The sequence below is a fragment of the Polaromonas sp. P1_F1 genome, assembly GCF_056405795.1.
This window is the reverse complement of the sequence record NZ_JBFUBJ010000004.1, coordinates 37,925-57,524: the sequence shown is the minus strand read 5'-3', so window position 1 is coordinate 57,524 and position 19,600 is coordinate 37,925. Positions and strand designations below refer to the sequence as shown.

Below are 19,600 nucleotides of genomic sequence, written 5' to 3'. Positions count from 1 at the left end.
ATGAAAAAATCAAAACTGGTGATGGTCGGCAATGGCATGGCCGGCGTTCGCACCCTTGAGGAGCTGCTCAAGGTCGCCCCCGACCTCTACGACATTACAGTCTTCGGCGCCGAGCCCCATCCCAACTACAACCGCATCCTGCTCAGCCCCGTGCTGGCCGGTGAGCAGACGCTCGACGAAATCGTGCTGAACAGCTGGGACTGGTACAAGGACAACCACATTACGCTGCATGCCGGCAAAAAAGTGGTTGAAGTGGACCGCATCAAGCGCGTGGTCCGCGCCGAAGACGGCACCGAAGAGGAATACGACCGCCTGCTGATGTGCACCGGCTCCAACCCCTTCATCCTGCCCGTGCCCGGCAAAGACCTCAAGGGCGTGATTGCCTACCGCGACATCGCCGACACCAACGAGATGATCGCCACAGCCCAGAAGTACAAAAAAGCGGTGGTCATCGGCGGCGGCCTGCTGGGCCTGGAAGCGGCCAACGGCCTGATGCTGCGCGGCATGGAAGTCACCGTGGTGCACGTCATGCCCTGGCTGATGGAGCGCCAGCTTGACGACGTGGCGGGCAAGCTGCTACAAAAATCCCTGGAAGACCGCGGCCTCAAGTTCATGATCGGCGCGCAGACGCAGGAACTGGTGGGTGGTGAAGACGGCCGCGTGACCTCGATCAAATTCAAGGATGGCACGGAAGTGGCCACTGACCTCGTGGTCATGGCGGTCGGCATCCGGCCGAACACACAGCTCGCGGAATCCATGCGCCTGCACTGCAACAAGGGCATCGTGGTCAACGACACCATGCAGACCGTCACCGATGCGCGCATCTACTCGGTCGGCGAATGCGCAGCCCACCGCGGCATTGCCTATGGCCTCGTGGCCCCGCTGTTCGAACAGGCCAAGGTTGCAGCCAACCACCTGGCGCAGTTCGGCATAGGCCGCTATTCCGGCTCGCTCACGTCCACCAAGCTGAAGGTCACCGGCATCGACCTCTTCAGCGCCGGTGAATTCATGGGTGGCAGCGGCGCTGAAGAAATCGTGATGAGTGACCCCTTTGGCGGCGTCTACAAAAAACTCGTCATCAAGGACGACAAACTCATCGGCGCCTGCCTTTACGGCGACACCGTGGACGGCAGCTACTACTTCAAGCTGCTGCGTGATGGCCGCAGTGTGGCCGACATCCGCGACAAGCTGATTTTCGGAGAGTCCAACCTCGGCGACGCAGGCCACGAAGGCCAGAACAAGGCCGCACTGATGGCCGACGACGCCGAAGTCTGCGGCTGCAACGGCGTCAACAAGGGCACGATCTGCAAGGCCATCAAGGAAAAGGGCCTGTTCACGCTCGATGAAGTACGCAAGCACACCAAAGCCAGCGCATCGTGCGGCTCCTGCACCGGGCTGGTCGAACAGATCCTCATGTTCACCGCCGGCGGCGACTACTCGGCCACGCCCAAGCTCAAGGCCATGTGCGCCTGTACCGACCACGGCCACCAGGCGGTGCGTGACGCCATCCGCGCCAACAAGCTGCTCAGCATCTCTGACACCTTCAAGTTCATGGACTGGAAGACGCCCAACGGCTGCGCCACCTGCCGCCCTGCCGTCAACTACTACCTGATCAGCACCTGGCCAAAACAGGCCAAGGACGATCCGCAAAGCCGCTTCATCAACGAACGCAGCCACGCCAACATCCAGAAAGACGGCACCTACAGCGTCATCCCGCGCATGTGGGGTGGCGAGACCACGGCGAGTGAGCTGCGCCGCATCGCCGACGCGGTCGATAAATACAAGATCCCGACCGTCAAGGTCACCGGCGGGCAGCGTATCGACTTGCTGGGCGTCAAGAAGGAAGACCTGCAGAACGTCTGGAAAGACATCGGCATGCCTTCCGGCCACGCCTACGCCAAAGCCCTGCGCACAGTCAAAACCTGCGTGGGCAGCGAATGGTGCCGCATGGGCACACAAGACAGCACGCAAATGGGCAAGGACCTGGAGCGCGCCATGTGGCGCATGTATGCACCGCACAAGGTCAAGTTTGCCGTGAGCGGCTGCCCGCGCAACTGCGCCGAATCCGGCATCAAGGACGTCGGCATCATCGGTGTCGATTCGGGCTGGGAGATGTACATCGCCGGCAACGGCGGCATCAAGACGGAAGTGGCCCACTTCTTCACCAAGCTCAAGACGGCCGCCGAGGTGCTCGAATACACCGGCGCCTTCTGCGAGCTCTACCGCCAGGAAGGCTGGTACCTGGAGCGCACGGTGCACTACGTCAACCGCGTCGGCCTGGACTATGTGAAGAAAAAAATCCTGGAAGACCACGAAGGCCGCAAAGCCCTGTGGGAGCAACTGCAGTTTGCGCTGGACGGTGAACCGGACCCCTGGTTCGACCTGAAGGAAGCGTCGGTAGACGCCCGTCAGTTCGAAAAACTCACGCCCGCCTGACCGGCTGCCCGTCTTAAGCCTGAATTGAGAGATCACTATGTCTGAATGGAAAAAAATCTGCCTGGTCACCGACATCCCGGTGCTCGGCTCGCGACGTGTCTCACGCGCCAAAGGTATTGACGTGGCCGTGTTCCGCAATGACCAGGACCAGGTGTTTGCGCTGCTGGACCGCTGCCCGCACAAGGGCGGCCCGCTGTCGCAGGGCATCGTGTTCGGCACCAGCGTGGCCTGCCCCCTGCACAACTGGACCATAGGCCTGGCGGACGGCTGCGCCAAGCAGCCCGACGAAGGCTGCACGCCCAAATTCACCTGCAAGGTGGAAACAGGCCAGGTCTTCCTCGACGCTGTCGAGCTGGACACGCTGGCGCTGGATTTGCACCCCCCCCGCGCCGGCCCGGGTGCAACCAGTGGCGCATTGGGTGATGAGAGCTTCAGCGTGCAGGCGCCTCACACGGCATAAACCGCATCACCGGAATAAACACGAAGGCTCCCTGAACATTCATGACTGATACCCGATCAACTTGCCCGTATTGCGGTGTCGGCTGTGGAGTGATTATTGAGTCGCAAGGCGACGAAATCACCGGGGTACGCGGTGACCCGGATCACCCGGCCAATTTCGGGCGGCTGTGCACCAAGGGCTCAACGCTGGCGCTGACCGCGACGGCGGCCGTTACGCGACAGACGCGCTTGCTGCAGCCGATGCGGCGCGAACATCGGCATGAAGCGCCCAAGCCGGTGTCCTGGGACAACGCGCTCGGCTTTGCCAGCGAAAGCTTTGCGCAGATCATCCGCGAGCATGGGCCCGATGCGGTCGGTTTTTACATTTCAGGCCAATTGCTGACGGAAGACTATTACGTCTTCAACAAGCTGGCCAAGGGTTTGATCGGCACCAACAACGTCGACACCAACTCGCGCCTGTGCATGAGCAGCGCGGTGGCGGGTTACAAACAAACGCTGGGCGCAGACGCACCGCCTGCCTGCTACGACGACGTGAACCACGCACAGTGCATTTTCATTGTCGGCAGCAACACCGCCTATGCGCACCCGATTCTGTTTCGCCGCATTGAAGACGCCAAGGCGGCCAACCCGGCGATGAAAATCATTTTTTGCGACCCGCGCCGTACCGACACGGCCGAGATCGCCGACCTCTACCTGGGTATACAGCCGGGCACCGATGTGTCGCTCTTTAACGGCATGCTGCACATCATGCTGTGGGAAGGCTGGGTTGACGCGGCCTACATTGCGGCGCACACCACGGGCTTTGACGCGCTCAAGGCCACGGTGCGCGACTACACGCCCGACCTGGTGGCCGAGACCTGCGGCATCAAAAAAGAAGACCTGCTGGCTGCCGCGAAACTCTTCGCCACTTCGGCCACCACGCTGAGCCTGTACTGCCAGGGCCTGAACCAGTCCAGCAGCGGCACCGCCAAGAATGCCGCACTCATCAACCTCCACCTGGCCACAGGCCAGATCGGCAAACCGGGCGCCGGCCCCTTTTCATTGACGGGGCAGCCCAATGCCATGGGCGGGCGCGAAGTGGGCGGCCTGGCCAACCTGCTGAGCGCGCACCGCGACCTGGCCAACCCCGATCACCGCGCCGAAGTTGCTGCGCTGTGGGGCATCCCCTCTGTGCCTGAGACACCGGGCAAGACAGCTGTTGAAATGTTCCAGGCCGCGGCGGACGGCGAGATCAAGGCACTGTGGATTGCCTGCACCAACCCGGCTCAGTCCATGCCCGACCAGGCCACGGTGCGCCGCGCGATGGAGCGCGCCGAACTGGTGATCGTGCAGGAGGCCTTTTCCACCACGTCGAGCTGCGACTACGCCGACCTGCTGCTGCCGGCCACGACCTGGGGCGAAAAAATCGGCACGGTGACCAATAGCGAACGCCGCATCAGCCGCGTGCGGCCGGCCGTGGCTGCGCCGGGGCAAACGCGGCATGACTGGTCGATTGCGGTGGACTTTGCCCAGCGGCTTGAGAAGCTGCTGCCCGGCCGCACGGCAAGCGGCACTACCCTCTTCCCTTATTCACTCACCGATGAAGCCACCGGCGCGGAAACCATCTGGAACGAACACCGCGAATCCACCCGCGGCCGCGACCTCGACATCACCGGCTTGAGCTACGCCCTTCTGGACGATGGGCCGCAGCAGTGGCCCTTCAAGCCGGGCGATACGGCCGGCAAAGTGCGGCTGTATGAAGACGGCATCTTCCCCACCACCGATGGCAAGGCCCGCTTTGTCAACACCGTCTACAAGCCGGTGGCCGAACCACGCGAATCACGTTATCCGTTTTCCCTGACCACCGGACGGCTGCGCGACCAGTGGCACGGCATGAGCCGCACCGGCACGCTGGGGCGCCTGTTCGGCCACGTGGCCGAGCCCTGCGTGCAAATGAATGTGCAGGACATGGCGCGGCGCCTCTTGAAAGACGGCGATCTGGTGCATGTGACATCCAAGCGCGGCTCCATCGTGGTGCCGCTGCAGGCCTCACCCGAGGTGGCGGTGAGCCAGGCCTTTATCGCCATGCATTGGGGCGAAGAGTATTTGAGCGGCCAGTCGACCGGCGGCACACCGCTGGCGGGTGTCAATGCGCTCACCACCTCGGCTTATTGCCCCAGCTCCAAACAACCCGAACTCAAGCACGCTGCGGTGAAGATCCTGAAAGCCGAAATGCCGTGGACGCTGCTGGCGATGGCCTGGCTGCCCGAGGGCGATGCGCTGGCGGCGCGTGAGCAGCTCAAGCCGCTGATGGCGCAATTTCCCTTCACCAGCTGCGTACCGTTTTCCAACAACACACCGCTGGCCGACCGCAGCCTCGAACGCACCGGCGTGCTGTTTCGCGCGGCCAGCCATGAGGCGCCGCCTGACGAAACACTGGCCGCGCTGGAACGCATCCTCGGGTTGGATGCGGCCGATGTGCTGCGCTACGCCGACCGCAAAAAAGGCCAGCGACGCACCATGCGCCTGGTGCGCAACGGAGGCGACGCCCACCTCGCAGGCTTTGTGCTGGCGGGAGATACCAGCGCCCAGGCCTGGATCAAAACCCTGCTGCAGGACGAGCTGGCCGCGCAGTCCTACGGCCGCCTGTTGTTGCTGCCCGGCGCCAGGCCACCGGTGGCGGTGCAGTCGCGCGGCAAGCCGGTGTGCACCTGCTTTAACGTCAGCGACATGGCCATTGACGAACACCTGTCGCTACTGGCAACCGGCGGCGGCGGGGCCGGCCACCTGGGCACCGACGAAGAGCGGCTGGCGTCCCTGCAGTCCACGCTCAAGTGCGGCACCAACTGTGGTTCGTGCGTGCCGGAACTCAAGCGCCGGGTGCGGTCGTCGCGCAACGACGCTCCACCTTCAGCACCCCGTACCGTGATCCCCATCCGGCAAGTGGCTTAAGTTCATAACGAAAAGTTATCTGCGTTAGCGGACAATCACCTTTATGGGCATTAGCCAATACATCAAGGAAATCGGTCGCGGCAAGGATGGCGCCCGCGCTTTGTCGCGCGAGCAAGCCACCGACCTGATGGGCCAGGTGCTGGACGGCACGGTGACCGATCTCGAAATTGGCGGCTTTTGCCTGGCCATGCGCATCAAGGGTGAAACGCCCGAAGAGATGGCGGGTTTCCTCGATGCGCTGCACCAGCGCCTCAATCACCTGCCCGTCAGCGACAGCCCCACCGTGGTGCTGCCCAGTTACAACGGCGCGCGCAAGTTGCCGGTGCTTACGCCGCTGCTGGCGCTGCTGCTGGCGCGTGAGGGCGTTCCAGTGCTTATCCACGGCACACCCACCGAATCGAGCCGGGTTTTTGCATCAGAAGTGCTCCTGGCCCTAGATATACCTGCGCAAGCAGCTATTAAAAAGATAGCAAATGGCGAGGTGGTGTTTGCCCCGACCGAGCTGCTGCTGCCGGCGCTGAAACGCCTGCTGGACGTGCGCCGCGCGGTCGGCCTGCGCAACCCGGCACACAGCCTGGTCAAGATCATGACGCCCTGCCTGGGCAAAAGCCTGGTCGTCAGCAGCTACACACACCCGGAATACGCGGTGTCGATGGCGCAAACCTTTGAGCTGACAGGCGCCAATGCGCTGCTGCTGCGCGGCACCGAAGGCGAAGTGGTGGCCGATGCGCGCCGCATGCCGCAGATGGAAGCCTTCGTCGGCGGGCAGCGCTCACTGCTGCAAGAGACACAGCCCGGCACGCTGGCCTCCATTCCCGACTTTCCCAAAACAGTGGACGCAGCCGCCACAGCGGACTACATTCGCGCCGTGCTCGCAGGCGACCTGCCTGTGCCGCCTTCGATCGCCCGTCAGGTGGAACATATCTTGCACTTGCTCCCTCAAATCAAGCAGCCTCACATCACGACATCATGAACAACGGAAAAGTCACTTTGGTAGGCGCAGGCCCCGGCGATCCGGAACTGCTGACCCTCAAGGCACTGAAAGCCATCCAGCGCGCCACCGTGCTGCTGGTGGACGACCTCGTCAGCGACGAGATTGTGGCGTTTGCGCGGCCCGAGGCCCGCGTCGTGTATGTGGGCAAGCGCGGCGGCTGCAAGTCCACGCCGCAGGCCTTTATTGAAAAGCTCATGCTGATGGCCGCGCGCGAAGGCGAAGAGGTCGTGCGGCTCAAGGGCGGCGACCCATTCATCTTCGGCCGTGGCGGCGAAGAAGTTGAACACCTGCGCGCCGCGGGCATTGAAGTGGAAATCATCAACGGCATCACCGCCGGCCTGGCCGCCGTCACTTCGCTGGGCGTGCCGCTCACGCACCGCGAGCACGCGCATGGCGTGGTGTTTGTCACCGGGCATGCCAAACCCGGCGACACCGGCACCGACTGGAAGGCCCTGGCCGCCACCGCGCACAGCGCACGCCTCACACTGGTGATTTATATGGGCGTCAGCGGCTCCGAGCGCATCCAGGACGAGCTGCTTTCGGGCCTGCCCGCCGCTACGCCGGTGGCCGTGATCCAGAGCGCCTCGCTGCCCACGCAGCGCCACATCACCACCACGCTGGGCGCGCTGGCCGGCGCCATCCGCGAAGCCGGCCTGGTCAGCCCCTCCGTCATCGTGGTGGGTGACGTGATCAGCGGTATAGCGCTCGCCGCCGCGCATCCTGACGCAGTCCGCGTGGCCTAAGCGCCTGTTTACGATCTAAACACGCGTCACACCGCTGTCATGCGCTGTGCCTAAGCTCCCGGTCTTTCGACTGGAGCATTCATGTCCCTCCGTTTTCTGGCCGTCGCGCTGCTGGCGCTCAGCATGGCCTCTGCGCAAGCGCAAAGTTTTTCATTCGGCCTGTGGGGTGATATGCCCTACCAAAAAGCCGGCGACGATCCCAAGATTCCCGCGCTACTCAAAAGCATCAACCAGTCGGACATCGCCTTCTCGATTTACGACGGCGACATCAAGGACGGCAGCTCCAAGTGCACCGACGACATCTATGCGGCAGCGCTCACCATGTTCGGCGAGCTGAACAAGCCCGTCATCTACGTACCCGGCGACAACGAATGGACGGACTGCCACCGCCTGAACAACGGCGGCTATGACACCCTGGAACGCCTGACCCACCTGCGCAAAACCATGTTCCCGACCACCCGCAGTCTGGGCAAGCGCACCCTGCCGCTGGTTCACCAGGCCCCCCTGGGCGAGAAGTTTGTGGAGAACACGCGCTTTGCGCATCGCGGCATCATTTTTGCCACGCTCAATGTGCCGGGCAGCAACAACAACAAAATACTGGACGAAAAGGACTGCACGCAAAAAAGCGCGCGCACCGCCGCGCAGTGCGAAGCCTCCAACACCGAATACCTGGAGCGCGACGCGGCCAACGTGCGCTGGCTGCAGGAAGCCTTCGCCCAGGCCAAGGCCAGCAAGGCGCGCGGCCTGGTGCTGGTGATCCAGGCCGACCCCGGCTTTGACCTGCCGGAAACCGAAGACAGGGACGAGAGCCAGGCGCCGGGCGTCAGCGGATACCGCAACTTCATCAGCAGCGTCATCGCCGAAACAGAGCAGTTCTCCGGCCAGGTGTTGCTGGTGCACGGCGACACGCACTTCTTCAAGGTCGACAAGCCCCTCTACAGCCCCAGCAAGCTGCTGGCCAACCTCACCCGCCTGCAAACTTTCGGCAGCCCGCTGATCCACTGGGTGCGCATCACCGTGGAGCCGAAGAACCCCAACGTGTTCACGATCCAGCCGGTCATCGTCAAGCAATAAGCTCCGGCCCCCAGAGGCCGTGCAGGCGGGGCAAGCGCTGCACGGCGCTCTCATCCCACAGCTACACTCCCGACATCAAAACAACAGCAGAGGGAACGGCGCGATGCTTGAAAAACTCAATGAATTGACGGAAAGCCACGGCGAGCTGCGCCGCGGCAAGGGCCTCATGAGCGGAGTGGTCGCCCTCAGCCTGGGTGTGCTGTGCTTCCTGGGTGTGCTGGCCTTTCACTTCCCCGAATACCTCACCACACCGGAACTGCGCAAGAGCTACAACGTCGACGTGATCCGCATCGTGATGTTCACCTCGCTGGTGATTGCCGGCGGCATCTCGCTGGTCAACATCATCTTCAACCGCTCGCGCTGGCTGGCCGGTGCCGCCTTTTTGCTGGTGGTGGCCACCGCGCTGCTGGGTGGGCACAAGGTGCCGGTGAACGACTTCGCCGACAACACGCCTTACATCGGCCTGGACTGGTTCATCCTTGACCTGCTGGGCTCCTCGCTGATCTTCATCTTCATTGAAAAGCTGTTTGCGCTGCGCAAAGAGCAGCCGGTGTTTCGCGCCGAATGGCAAACCGACTTTCACCACTTCATCGTCAACCACATGATCGTGGGCTTTGTGCTGCTGGCAACCAACTTGCTGGTGCACAAGTTCTTCGGCTGGGCTGCCAACGACGGCATACGCGGCTGGGTGCAGGGCCTGCCCTTCTGGGGTGGCGTGTTGCTGATCGTTCTGGTGGCCGACCTGGTGCAGTACTGGACCCACCGCGCCTACCACGAGGTGCCGATTCTGTGGCGCCTGCACGCCGTGCACCACAGCGCCAAAAGCATGGACTGGCTCGCCGGCTCGCGCCAGCACATCCTGGAGCTCTTGATCACCCGCACGCTCATCCTGGCACCCATCTACGTGCTGGGTTTTTCCAAGGAAGTGATCGACGCCTACATCGTCATCGTCGGCTTCCAGGCGGTCTTCAACCATGCCAACGTGAGCGTGCGCCTAGGCCCGCTGCGCTACGTCATCGTCACGCCCAACTTCCACCACTGGCACCATAGCCAGGATCAGGAAGCACTGGACCGCAATTACTCGGCCCACTATGCCTTCATCGACTACCTCTTCGGCACAGCCGTGAAAAGCACCCGGCTCTGGCCGGAGCGCTACGGCGTGCTGGGCGACTACGTGCCGAATGGCTTTTTGAAGCAGCTGAAGTTTCCGTTTACCTGGAAGGGCTGAAGTTTCTCATCATGATTTGCTATGGTTTTTATAGCTGCTTGCGCTCATCCACATTGGCCCAGAGGCTGATTTGACACATCAATTCGATGTGATCGTGATCGGCGCGGGTGCAGCCGGCCTGTTCTGCGCTGCCCAGGCCGGGCAGCGGGGCCTGAAGGTGCTGCTGGTCGACCATAGTGAGAAGGTGGCCGAGAAGATCCGCATCTCGGGCGGCGGCCGCTGCAACTTCACCAACCGCGACGCCACGCCCGCCAACTTCCTGAGCGAGAACCCGCACTTCTGCCGTTCGGCCCTGTCGCGCTACACCCCGCAGGATTTCATCGAGTTGCTGCAGCGTCACAACATTCCGTTTCACGAGAAGCACAAGGGCCAGCTGTTTTGCGATCGTTCGGCCGAAGACGTCATCAACATGCTGCTGGCCGAGTGCGACGCCGGGCATGTCACGCGCTGGCAACCCTGCACCATAAAAAGCATCAAATACGGCTCCAGCCCTTATGGAAATGGCGCAAGCAGCTATCAAATTGAGAGCGATCGCGGGCCGGTCGAAGCGCCGCAAGTGGTCATCGCCACCGGCGGCCTGTCGATCCCGAAGATTGGTGCCACCGATTTCGGCTACCGCATCGCCAAACAATTCGGCCTGCGGCTGGTGGAGCCGCGCGCCGCGCTGGTGCCGCTGACCTTCGACGGCGAAGGCTGGGCACCCTATGCCCAGCTGGCCGGCCTGGCGCTGCCGGTGCTGATTGAAACCAGCCCGGCGGATGCGACGCCCAAACAACGCAAAAAGGCTGTCGTGTTTTCGGAAGACCTGTTGTTCACCCACCGCGGCCTGAGCGGTCCGGCAGTCCTGCAAATCTCCAGCTTCTGGCGCGAAGGCCAGCCCATCCGCATCAACCTGGCACCCGGCGTGGACCTTCCGGCCCTGCTGCTGCGCGCCAAGGCCACCTCCAAAAAACTGATCGCCAACGAACTCGCCACCCTGGTGCCCAGCCGCCTGGCCGACGCATGGGTCAGCCGGGACCCTGCCCTGCAGCGCCCCATCAGCGAAGCCACCGACAAGGCCTTGCTGGCCCTTGCGCAACGCCTGGCCGACTGGGAACTCACCCCCAACGGCTCCGAAGGCTACAAAAAGGCCGAAGTCACCATTGGCGGCGTAGACACCCGCGATTTATCCTCCCAGACCCTGGAATCGAAGCAGCCAGGCCTCTATTTCATCGGAGAAGTCGTCGACGTCACCGGCTGGCTGGGCGGTTACAACTTTCAGTGGGCCTGGGCCAGCGCCTACGCCTGCGCGCAGGCCTTGGCCGCAAGAGCGGCCGACTGAGCCAAACAAAATCCCCAATTTCCAACGGAAACACCGGAAAATAAAGGGCCCCAGCGAAGCGAGGGCCCGGACCCCTCCCCTACCAGCATGAGCCGTGGAACCGGCTTTGCCGGGCCACAGGCGGGCGGCCCCCTCGGGGGGCAGGGAGTTACACGAAGTGAACGACCGTGGGGGTGCTATAATCTCAGGCTTTGCTAGCAAACCCGCGCCTGGCCTGATCCTGATCAGATCAATTAAGGCGCACCTTTTGGATCAACTGAACAATGACCACCATCCGTGTAAAAGACAATGAGCCCTTCGACGTGGCTCTGCGCCGTTTCAAGCGCACCATTGAAAAACTCGGCCTGCTGACCGACCTGCGCGCCCGCGAGTTTTACGAAAAACCAACGGCAGAGCGCAAGCGCAAGAAGGCAGCCGCCGTCAAGCGCAACTACAAGCGTATCCGCTCGATGCAATTGCCGAAAAAGCTGTACTAATCTTTAGTACCGCCTCACGGCAACAAAAAGCCCGCACGAGGACGCTCTGCGGGCTTTTGTGTTTTTGGCGCAATGCGCCACCCCACCCTATTCGCTTCAGGAGCATCATCAATGTCAGCACTCAAAGACCAGATCACCGAAGACATGAAGACCGCCATGCGCGCCAAGGACAGCGAGCGCCTGGGCACCATCCGCCTGCTGTTGGCCGCCCTCAAGCAAAAAGAGGTGGATGAACGCGTGGTGCTGGACGACGCAGCCGTGGTCGCCATCGTCGACAAGCTGATCAAGCAGCGCAAGGACTCGCTCGAAGCTTTCCAGAAGGCCGAGCGCAAGGACCTGGCCGACAAGGAGGCAGCCGAGCTGGTCGTGCTGCAGGCCTACCTGCCCGCGCGCCTGAGCGCCGACGAAGTCGCCGCCGCTGTGAAAGCCATCGTCGCCGAACTGGGCGCCACCGGCCCCGGCGATATGGGCAAGGTCATGGGTGCCGTTAAGGCCAAGCTCGCCGGCAAGGCCGACATGGGCCAGGTGTCTGCCGCAGTGAAGGCAGCGCTAGCCGGCTGAATACAGAGGTGGGCGGCTACATGTACCCGCCTTAAGCCAGTTCAAGCCGCGGAACCGGCTTTGCCGGGCCGCAGGCGCAGCGGCCCCCGAGGGGCTGGAGCCTGCGGCTCCAAAGCTGCTTGAGCAGCTTTGGACAGGCGACAGAGGCGAAGCGTCTCGCGAGCCGCGGCCTGCAAGGCCTCGGGAGCTACACGAAGTGAGCGACCGTGGGGGCTTCAGCTCCCCGCGACCTTCATCCGGTTGACGAGAATCGAGCCCACCGTTTTGGCACCGTAGTTGTAGGCATCCGCGCCCACGGCGTCGATGCCCATGAGCATGTCCTTGAGGTTGCCGGCAATCGTGATTTCTTCGACCGGAAAGGCGATGCGGCCATTCTCGACCCAGAAGCCCGAAGCCCCGCGCGAGTAGTCGCCCGTCACGTAGTTCACGCCCTGCCCCATCAGCTCGGTCACAAAAAGGCCGCGGCCCAGCTTGCGCAGCATGGCGTCCAGGTCGTCGCCCTTGCGGGTGTTGCGGCTGGTCATGATCAGGTTGTGCGAGCCGCCGGCGTTGCCGGTGGTGCGCATGCCCAGCTTGCGGGCTGAGTAGGTGCTCAGAAAATAACCTTCGACGCGGCCAGCCTCCACCACCTGGCGTGCCCTGGTCTTGACGCCCTCTTCGTCAAAGGGTGCGCTGCCTTTGCCTTTGCGCAGGTGCGGGTCTTCGGCGATGTCGATGTGTTTGGGGAAGGCAAGCTTGCCCAGGCTGTCGGCCAGGAAGGTGCTTTTGCGGTAGAGCGCGCCGCCGCTCACGGCCTGCACAAAGCCGCCCAGCAGGCCCGCTGCCAGCGGCGACTCGAACAGCACCGGGCATTGCGTGGTCGGGATCTTGCGGCTCTTGAGCCGTGCCAGTGCACGCTCAGCGGCATAGCGGCCTACCGCTTCGGGAGCCGCCAATTCACCGGCGTCGCGCATGGAGCTGTACCAGGCATCGCGCTGCATCTGGTCGCCCCTGCCCGCAATCGGCGCCACCGAGATGCTGTGGCGCGAACTGGCGTAACCGCCGCGAAAGCCCTTGGTATGCGCACTGAAAAAATGGCTTTGCTGCGCCGATACACCGGCGCCTTCGCTGTTGGTGATCAGGCGGCTGGTGCTCAGGGCCGCGGCTTCGCACTGCAGGGCGAGCTGGGCGGCTTCTTCCGAATTGATGGACCAGGGGTGAAAAAGGTCGAGCGCCGGATGCACGCGCGCAATGTCGCGGTCATCGGGCAGGCCGGAGGTCTCGTCTTCCGCCGTGAACCGCGCAATATCGTAGGCTGCTTTCACAGTCTGCTCGATCGCTGCTTTGGAGAAGTCGCTGGTGGCGGCATTGCCGCGTTTTTTTCCGATGTAGACGGTGATGCCCAACGACTTGTCGCGGTTGCGTTCGACGTTTTCAAGCTCGCCCTTGCGCACGCTGACTGAGAGCCCGCAGCCTTCGGAGGCTTCCGCGGCGGCATCGGTGGCCCCCAGTTTTTTGGCATGGCCAAGGGCGCTGTCGACGAGTTCCTCGAAAAAATCACGGTGGTAGCTGAAACCGGATTCGGGCTGGCCTGACTGGCCCTTGGGGACCGGGACGAGGCGGGAAGCACTGCGTGTTGCGCCGCTGGCGCGAGAAGAAGCTTTTTGGGTCATATGGGTAGCTATGATACTGACTGCTATGAACAACAAGACTCCCAAGGCCATCAAGGGCTACTGGTCCAACGGCCGCTTCGTCAAACCCGAGGAAATCGCGCTTGAAGAAGTCGGCCCGCCCAGCAAAACCCAGCTCAAGGCCGAGGCCGACGAAAAACAGGCGCTCGGTGAAGCGCTGCTGACCCTGCGCGCCGATTTGATGGCGCGCCTGGACCTGCCCGACAAGCTGCGCGACGCGATCGCCGATGCCAAAAAAATCACCAACTTCGAGGGCAGGCGCCGCCAGATGCAGTTCATCGGCAAGCTGATGCGCCCGCTGGACCCTGACCCCATCCGCGAAGCCATCAACGAGCAGCTCAACGGATCGGCCGACCTGACGCTGGCCCTGCACCTGGCCGAGCAATGGCGCGACAAGCTGATCGCCGATGACGCCGCGCTGGGTGCCTGGCTCGAAGAACACCCCGGCACCGACTCCCAGCAACTGCGCGCGCTGATCCGCCAGGCCCGCAAGGACGCCAAGCCCGAAAAACCCGGCGAAGCGCCGCGGCACGGCAAGTCCTACCGCGAGATTTTCCAGCTGGTCAGGCAAGGCATGGCACGAGGTCCTGAAGATGGCGAGGAGCCTGAAGCGTGAGCGCCTCCTTTGACGCGGTAAAGATCGGCATTGTCTCGGTCAGCGACCGTGCATCCGCCGGCGTCTATGTCGACAAGGGCCTGCCGGCACTCAAGGACTGGCTCACCCGCGCCCTGCGCAACCCCATCACCTTTGAAGAGCGCCTGATCCCCGACGAGCAGGCGGGTATCAGCGCCGCATTGATTGAGTTGGTCGACACCGGCTGCTCGCTCGTGCTGACGACCGGCGGCACTGGCCCCGCGCTGCGCGACGTGACGCCTGAAGCCACGCTGGCTGTTGCCCACAAGGAAATGCCGGGTTTTGGCGAGCAGATGCGGCAGATCAGCCTGAAGTTTGTCCCGACGGCCATCCTGTCGCGCCAGTGCGCCGTCATACGCGACAAATGCCTGATCATGAACCTGCCGGGCCAGCCCAAATCGATTGCGGAAACCCTGGAAGGTCTGAAAAACGCCGACGGTTCCCAGGCTGTGGCGGGCATCTTCGCCGCCGTGCCTTATTGCATCGACCTGATCGGCGGCCCTTACCTGGAAACCGATGAAGCGGTGTGCCAGGCGTTCAGGCCCAAAAGCGCCATACGCCCGCCGCGCTGAAACCTTGCCGCTCGCCAGTTTGGGCCTGGCCCCTTTCTCACGTAGTATTCGGGCTTTACAACACGAGGAGCTGAGATGGACGACCTGATTGAAACGCCGAGCAAGGAATCGAAAAACACCGCCGTGCTGATCTGGATCGGAACCCTGTTTCTGGGTTTCATTCCTGGTCTGATCGTTTACCTGGTGAAAAAGGACGACGCCTATATCCTGGACCAGTCCAAGGAAGCGCTCAACTGGTCGATCACCGCGACCATCGGCTATGTGGCGGCAATGATCCTGACCTTTGTGCTGATCGGCTTTCTGGTGTTCGCGGCGCTGGGCATCTGCCACCTGGTGTTCTGCGTCATGGGCGCGCTGGGCGCCTCCAATGGCAAGGCCTTCCGCGTGCCGTTCGCGCTTCGCCTGATCAACTGAAGCCCACCGGCGAAAACAAAAAAGGAAGGGCTCGCCCTTCCTTTTTTTTGCCCGTCTTATTCGCCTGCCTGTCTCACTGCCCTATTTACCGACCAGCTGATTGAGCTTGTCGGCCTCAAAGGTTTCCGTAAGCGCGGCGTCCTGCGGCACGCAATCCTTGCTCATGGCCGTCTGCGGTCCGGAGAGTTTCTCAATTGCTTGCCACAGCAGGGCGATCTGGTGCTCCTGGCCGGCGGCGCTGTCGATCAGCCCGCGCATGGCTTGCGACAGCGGGTCATCCTCTTGCGTGATGCCATAAGCCGAAAACTGGGTAATGGTGACGTCGGCGCTTTCCCCGGTTTTGGAGGGAATGATGCGCGCCGGGATGCCCACCGCCGTGGCGCCTGCCGGAACCGGCTTGATCACCACTGCGTTGCTGCCAATCTTCGCGCCGTCACCCACCAGGAAACCGCCAAGCACCTTGGCCCCCGCACTTACCACCACATCGCGGCCCAGGGTCGGGTGGCGTTTGGTGCCTTTGTACAGCGAGGTGCCGCCCAAAGTCACGCCCTGGTAGATCGTGCAGCCGTCGCCGATTTCAGCGGTTTCGCCGATGACAACCCCCATGGCATGGTCGAAAAACACGCGTTCACCAATTTTGGCGCCAGGGTGGATTTCAATGCCAGTCACCCAGCGTGAAAAATGTGAAATGAAACGGCCCAGCCACTTGAAACCGTGGTTCCAGCACCAGTGCGCCCGGCGGTGCAACACCTGCGCATGCACGCCGGGGTAGCAGGTCAGTGCTTCCCAGGCCGTACGCGCGGCAGGGTCGCGGTCAAGAATGCACTGGATGTCGGAGCGAAGTCGGGAAAACATAGGCGAAGTCTACTGAGGCTGTGAACTGCTTGCTGGGACCACGCTTTTGCCCCTGGCTTCGGAGGCCTTCTGCAGCATGGCTTTGGCCACGCCGCGCAGAATGTGGATCTCTTCGGGGCTGAGCTGCGCACGGTTGAACAACTGATTAAGCCGCGGCATCAGTTTTTTGGGCGAGGCCGGATCCAGGAAGCCGATGCCGGTCAAGGCCTCTTCCCAGTGCCTGAGCATGCCCGCCACTGCGGCCGCGTCGGCCAGCGTCGGCTCCGCCGTGGCGGGCTGCACGCTGAAACCGCCCAGCGCCTGGCGCCAGTCATAGGCAATCAGCTGCACCGCCGCGCCCAGATTGAGCGAGCCGAACTTCGGGTCGGTCGGAATGCTCAGCGCCACATGGCAGCGGTAAACGTCCTCGTTTTGCATGCCAAAACGCTCGGAACCAAACAAAAAAGCAACGGAATCGGGCTTCTGCTCAATAGGGGCAAGCGCAAGCAGCTCCTCTTTTGATAGCAGACCTGCCAGGCCCAGCAGCTGCGCAAAGTGCTGGCGCGGCGCCCGCGTGGGCGGGCCGAAGTCGCGTGGCGTCATGGCGGTGGCGCACAGGTGCGCCATGCCGTCCACGGCTTCGTCCAGGGTGGCCACAATGCGGGCGTTTTTGAGAACGTCGAGCGCCCCGCTGGCCCGCTGGATGGTTTCTTCGCGGTTGAGCACATTGGCCCAGCGCGGCGCCACCAGCACCAGGTCGTCAAAGCCCATGGTTTTCATGGCACGGGCCGTGGCCCCCACATTGCCGGCATGGCTGGTATTGATCAGGATGAATCGCGTGTGCATGGAGCTGGATTGTCCTATGCCGGCGGCTTCAGGACGCGGAGCAATGCCTCCACCTTCGGCGACTTCGCCCCTTTGCGCCAGATCAGGTCAGTCTGGGCGCAGTCGCTGCCCGGCGGCAATGCGTGGATGCTGAGCCGGCCCCGCTCCGGAAAGGTTGCCAGCACGCTGCGCGGCACCAGCGAAATGCCCATGCCCACCACCACGCAGCCCAGCATGGCATGGTAGGACGTGATTTCAATCGTCTGCACCGGCATGCTGTTTTTCAGCAAGTACCAGGCTTCCAGCCGCGCGCGATGCGGGCAGCCCTTTTCGAAAGCCACCATGGCACGCGGAGGCTCACTGTGGATTGCCGTAATGGGCGGGTGCCCGGCACTCGCAACAATAACCAGTTCCTCGGTGTAAATCGCCTCTCGTTCAAAGGGACCCTCCGCAATAGCCCCAGTGACCAGCGCCGCGTCCATCTCTCCCGCCAGCACAGCTGCGGCCAGTTGCTGCGGGTTGCCGGTTTTAAGCGCAAGCCTGACCTTCGGATAGAGACGCACAAAATCGCTCAGAGGGGCCGGCAACCGCACAGCCGAAGTGCTTTCCATGGCGCCAAGCACAAATGCGCCGCGCGGCTGCCCGCCCTGCACCGCATCGCGTGCTTCGTCAGCCAGGCTGATCAGGCGCCCGGCATAGTCCAGCAACACCTGCCCGGCTGGCGACAGGTGCAGCCGCTTGCCCTCACGGATAAAAAGCGGCACGCCGAGCTTTTCCTCCAGCTGACGGATACGCGTCGTGATGTTGGATTGCACGCGGTGCAGGCGCTCGGCGGCACGTGTCACACCGCCCGCCTCCACCACGGCACGAAAAATAACCAGGTCGCTCAGCTCCATGATCTCTTGAAAAGATATTAATTATCTTTATTATTCATTTTTCAGAATGAATTGTCACGCGTATCGTCCAGCCTTCATCACTTCACACCACCCAAGGAACAAGAATGGCAAAGGCTTACTGGATCGTGCGCGTCTCGGTGCGCAATATCGAGGAATATCCTCGTTACCTCACGGCGGCGCGGCCGGCCTTCGAGAAGTTCGGGGCGCGCTTTCTGGTGCGCGGCGGCGCGTACGAATGCATGGAGGGCAGCTCGCGCGAGCGCAACGTCGTCGTGGAGTTTGCCGACATGGTGACCGCCAGGGCCTGTTATGCCAGCCCTGAATACCAGGCGGCCCGGGCGATACGCCAGCAACATGCAGACGCAGATTTCCTGATCGCGGAAGGCGCCTAGAACAGGTTTCTGGACGATTGGGACGCGATATCGCCCTTGAGGAGGGGTTGAAAGGGGACTGGAAAGGGTCGTATCGCGTTTATGGGAAAATACCGGCATTGCCCGCCGCCCGCATCGCCGGCGCCGGTTCGTTCCGCTCTTCCCTACAAGTTATGTCCAGCAATCTCCACCCCATGCTCAACGTGGCCATCAAGGCCGCGCGCGCTGCAGGCGCCATCATCAACCGTGCGGCGCTTGACGTCGAATCGGTTCGCATTTCGGTCAAGCAGACCAACGACTTTGTCACCGAAATCGACCAGGCCGCTGAAGCGGCGATCATCGAAACCCTGCTGACCGCCTACCCCGGCCACGGCATCCTGGCCGAAGAATCCGGCAGCGAGCATGGCGCCAAAGACTCCGACTTCGTCTGGATCATCGACCCGCTGGACGGCACCACCAACTTCATCCACGGCTTTCCCGTCTATTGCGTCAGCATCGCGCTGGCCGTCAAGGGCAAGGTCGAGCAGGCCGTGGTGTATGACCCCACCCGCAACGACATTTTTTGCGCCACCAAAGGCCGCGGCGCCTACATGAACGACCGCCGCATCCGTGTAGCCAAGCGCACCCGGCTGCAGGAATGCCTGATCTCGACCGGTTTCCCCTACCGCCCCGGTGACAAGCTCAAAAGCTATCTCAACATGCTCGGTGAAGTCATGAGCCAGTGCGCCGGCGTGCGCCGCCCGGGCGCTGCGGCGCTGGACCTGGCCTACGTGGCAGCTGGCTTCAGCGACGGCTTTTTTGAAACCGGCCTCAAGCCCTGGGACGTGGCGGCCGGCTCGCTGCTGGTCACCGAGGCCGGCGGCCTGATCGGCAACTTTACCGGCGAGGCTGACTTCATCGACCACGGCGAATGTGTGGCCGGCAATCCGCGCATTTACGGGCAGATGGTGGCCACTTTGGGTAAATACAGCAAATTTGCCGGCGCCGGCGACAAAGCCACGGTACGTCAGACCCTGCAGGAAGACACTGTGAGCACCGAGACCGCCGACACCACCGCCCAGCCCGCAGACAAACCAAAGCTGACCGCCAAAAAGATCAAGGCCCCCGCGGCACGCCCCGATACCACACCGGACGCACCCTTCTAGCACCAGCCGTTGTAGG

Annotated in this window: 19 protein-coding genes; 15 read left to right on the top strand and 4 right to left on the bottom strand. The window is 62.7% G+C overall.

Annotation, left to right across the window (positions count from 1 at the left end):
• The 10 genes from nirB to AC1DZE_RS12355 all read left to right on the top strand — a co-directional run bounded on the left by nirB (position 1) and on the right by AC1DZE_RS12355 (position 12,223).
• Positions 1-2,436, top strand: coding sequence for a nitrite reductase large subunit NirB (gene nirB / locus AC1DZE_RS12400; RefSeq protein ID WP_477671575.1), 2,436 nt, complete (start codon positions 1-3; stop codon positions 2,434-2,436).
• A 37-nt stretch (positions 2,437-2,473) separates the two neighbouring features.
• The gene (gene nirD / locus AC1DZE_RS12395; RefSeq protein ID WP_477671574.1) at positions 2,474-2,896 is read left to right on the top strand and encodes a nitrite reductase small subunit NirD; all 423 of its coding nucleotides are present in this window, start codon (positions 2,474-2,476) and stop codon (positions 2,894-2,896) included.
• A 41-nt stretch (positions 2,897-2,937) separates the two neighbouring features.
• Positions 2,938-5,826: a nitrate reductase gene (locus AC1DZE_RS12390; protein WP_477671573.1), complete on the top strand. Its 2,889-nt coding sequence runs from the start codon at positions 2,938-2,940 to the stop codon at positions 5,824-5,826.
• Positions 5,827-5,869: 43 nt separating this feature from the next.
• Positions 5,870-6,799 (top strand): DNA-binding protein YbiB, encoded by a 930-nt coding sequence (gene ybiB, locus AC1DZE_RS12385; RefSeq protein WP_477671572.1) that lies wholly within the window; start codon positions 5,870-5,872, stop codon positions 6,797-6,799.
• Complete coding sequence (cobA, locus tag AC1DZE_RS12380) at positions 6,796-7,563, top strand: uroporphyrinogen-III C-methyltransferase (RefSeq protein WP_477671571.1); 768 nt, start codon at positions 6,796-6,798, stop codon at positions 7,561-7,563. The genes ybiB and cobA overlap by 4 nt, the downstream gene beginning before the upstream one ends.
• 81 nt (positions 7,564-7,644) lie before the next feature.
• Complete coding sequence (locus tag AC1DZE_RS12375) at positions 7,645-8,637, top strand: hypothetical protein (RefSeq protein ID WP_477671570.1); 993 nt, start codon at positions 7,645-7,647, stop codon at positions 8,635-8,637.
• 103 nt (positions 8,638-8,740) lie between these two features.
• On the top strand, positions 8,741-9,865 hold the full coding sequence (locus AC1DZE_RS12370) for a sterol desaturase family protein (RefSeq protein WP_477671569.1): 1,125 nt from the start codon (positions 8,741-8,743) through the stop codon (positions 9,863-9,865).
• A 70-nt stretch (positions 9,866-9,935) separates the two neighbouring features.
• Complete coding sequence (locus AC1DZE_RS12365; RefSeq protein ID WP_477671834.1) at positions 9,936-11,186, top strand: BaiN/RdsA family NAD(P)/FAD-dependent oxidoreductase; 1,251 nt, start codon at positions 9,936-9,938, stop codon at positions 11,184-11,186.
• Positions 11,187-11,449: 263 nt separating this feature from the next.
• Positions 11,450-11,662 (top strand): 30S ribosomal protein S21, encoded by a 213-nt coding sequence (gene rpsU, locus AC1DZE_RS12360; RefSeq protein WP_007872347.1) that lies wholly within the window; start codon positions 11,450-11,452, stop codon positions 11,660-11,662.
• Positions 11,663-11,773: 111 nt separating this feature from the next.
• On the top strand, positions 11,774-12,223 hold the full coding sequence (locus AC1DZE_RS12355; RefSeq protein WP_477666378.1) for a GatB/YqeY domain-containing protein: 450 nt from the start codon (positions 11,774-11,776) through the stop codon (positions 12,221-12,223).
• 215 nt (positions 12,224-12,438) lie between these two features.
• Here AC1DZE_RS12355 and pmbA read toward each other — a convergent pair whose 3' ends face one another.
• On the bottom strand, positions 12,439-13,875 hold the full coding sequence (gene pmbA, locus AC1DZE_RS12350; protein ID WP_477671833.1) for a metalloprotease PmbA: 1,437 nt from the start codon (positions 13,873-13,875) through the stop codon (positions 12,439-12,441).
• 25 nt (positions 13,876-13,900) lie between these two features.
• Between pmbA and yjgA the strand changes: the two genes are divergently transcribed.
• From yjgA to AC1DZE_RS12335, 3 genes are all read left to right on the top strand, one after another.
• A complete protein-coding gene (gene yjgA / locus AC1DZE_RS12345; RefSeq protein WP_477671566.1) occupies positions 13,901-14,509 on the top strand; it encodes a ribosome biogenesis factor YjgA in 609 nt (202 codons plus the stop codon).
• Positions 14,506-15,099 carry a molybdopterin adenylyltransferase gene (gene mog, locus AC1DZE_RS12340; RefSeq protein WP_477671565.1) on the top strand — a complete coding sequence of 198 codons (594 nt, stop codon included), beginning with the start codon at positions 14,506-14,508 and terminating at the stop codon, positions 15,097-15,099. Before yjgA ends, mog begins: the two co-directional genes overlap by 4 nt.
• A gap of 75 nt (positions 15,100-15,174) precedes the next feature.
• Entirely contained in the window at positions 15,175-15,513 is a 339-nt protein-coding gene (locus AC1DZE_RS12335) for a DUF4870 domain-containing protein (RefSeq protein WP_477648091.1), read from the top strand.
• An 81-nt stretch (positions 15,514-15,594) separates the two neighbouring features.
• On the opposite strand, the gene cysE is transcribed toward AC1DZE_RS12335, so the two are convergent.
• The 3 genes from cysE to AC1DZE_RS12320 are packed head-to-tail and all read right to left on the bottom strand — an operon-like array spanning position 15,595 to position 18,068.
• On the bottom strand, positions 15,595-16,368 hold the full coding sequence (gene cysE, locus AC1DZE_RS12330) for a serine O-acetyltransferase (RefSeq protein WP_457279099.1): 774 nt from the start codon (positions 16,366-16,368) through the stop codon (positions 15,595-15,597).
• Between the two features lie 9 nt (positions 16,369-16,377).
• Positions 16,378-17,193 (bottom strand): RNA methyltransferase, encoded by an 816-nt coding sequence (locus AC1DZE_RS12325; protein WP_477700108.1) that lies wholly within the window; start codon positions 17,191-17,193, stop codon positions 16,378-16,380.
• 14 nt (positions 17,194-17,207) lie between these two features.
• Complete coding sequence (locus AC1DZE_RS12320) at positions 17,208-18,068, bottom strand: LysR substrate-binding domain-containing protein (RefSeq protein WP_477700107.1); 861 nt, start codon at positions 18,066-18,068, stop codon at positions 17,208-17,210.
• Between the two features lie 104 nt (positions 18,069-18,172).
• Here AC1DZE_RS12320 and AC1DZE_RS12315 point away from each other — a divergent pair, with 104 nt between their 5' ends.
• A complete protein-coding gene (locus AC1DZE_RS12315) occupies positions 18,173-18,460 on the top strand; it encodes a DUF1330 domain-containing protein (protein ID WP_457279102.1) in 288 nt (95 codons plus the stop codon).
• 152 nt (positions 18,461-18,612) lie between these two features.
• Complete coding sequence (locus AC1DZE_RS12310) at positions 18,613-19,584, top strand: inositol monophosphatase family protein (RefSeq protein WP_457279103.1); 972 nt, start codon at positions 18,613-18,615, stop codon at positions 19,582-19,584.
• Positions 19,585-19,600 lie beyond the last annotated feature (16 nt).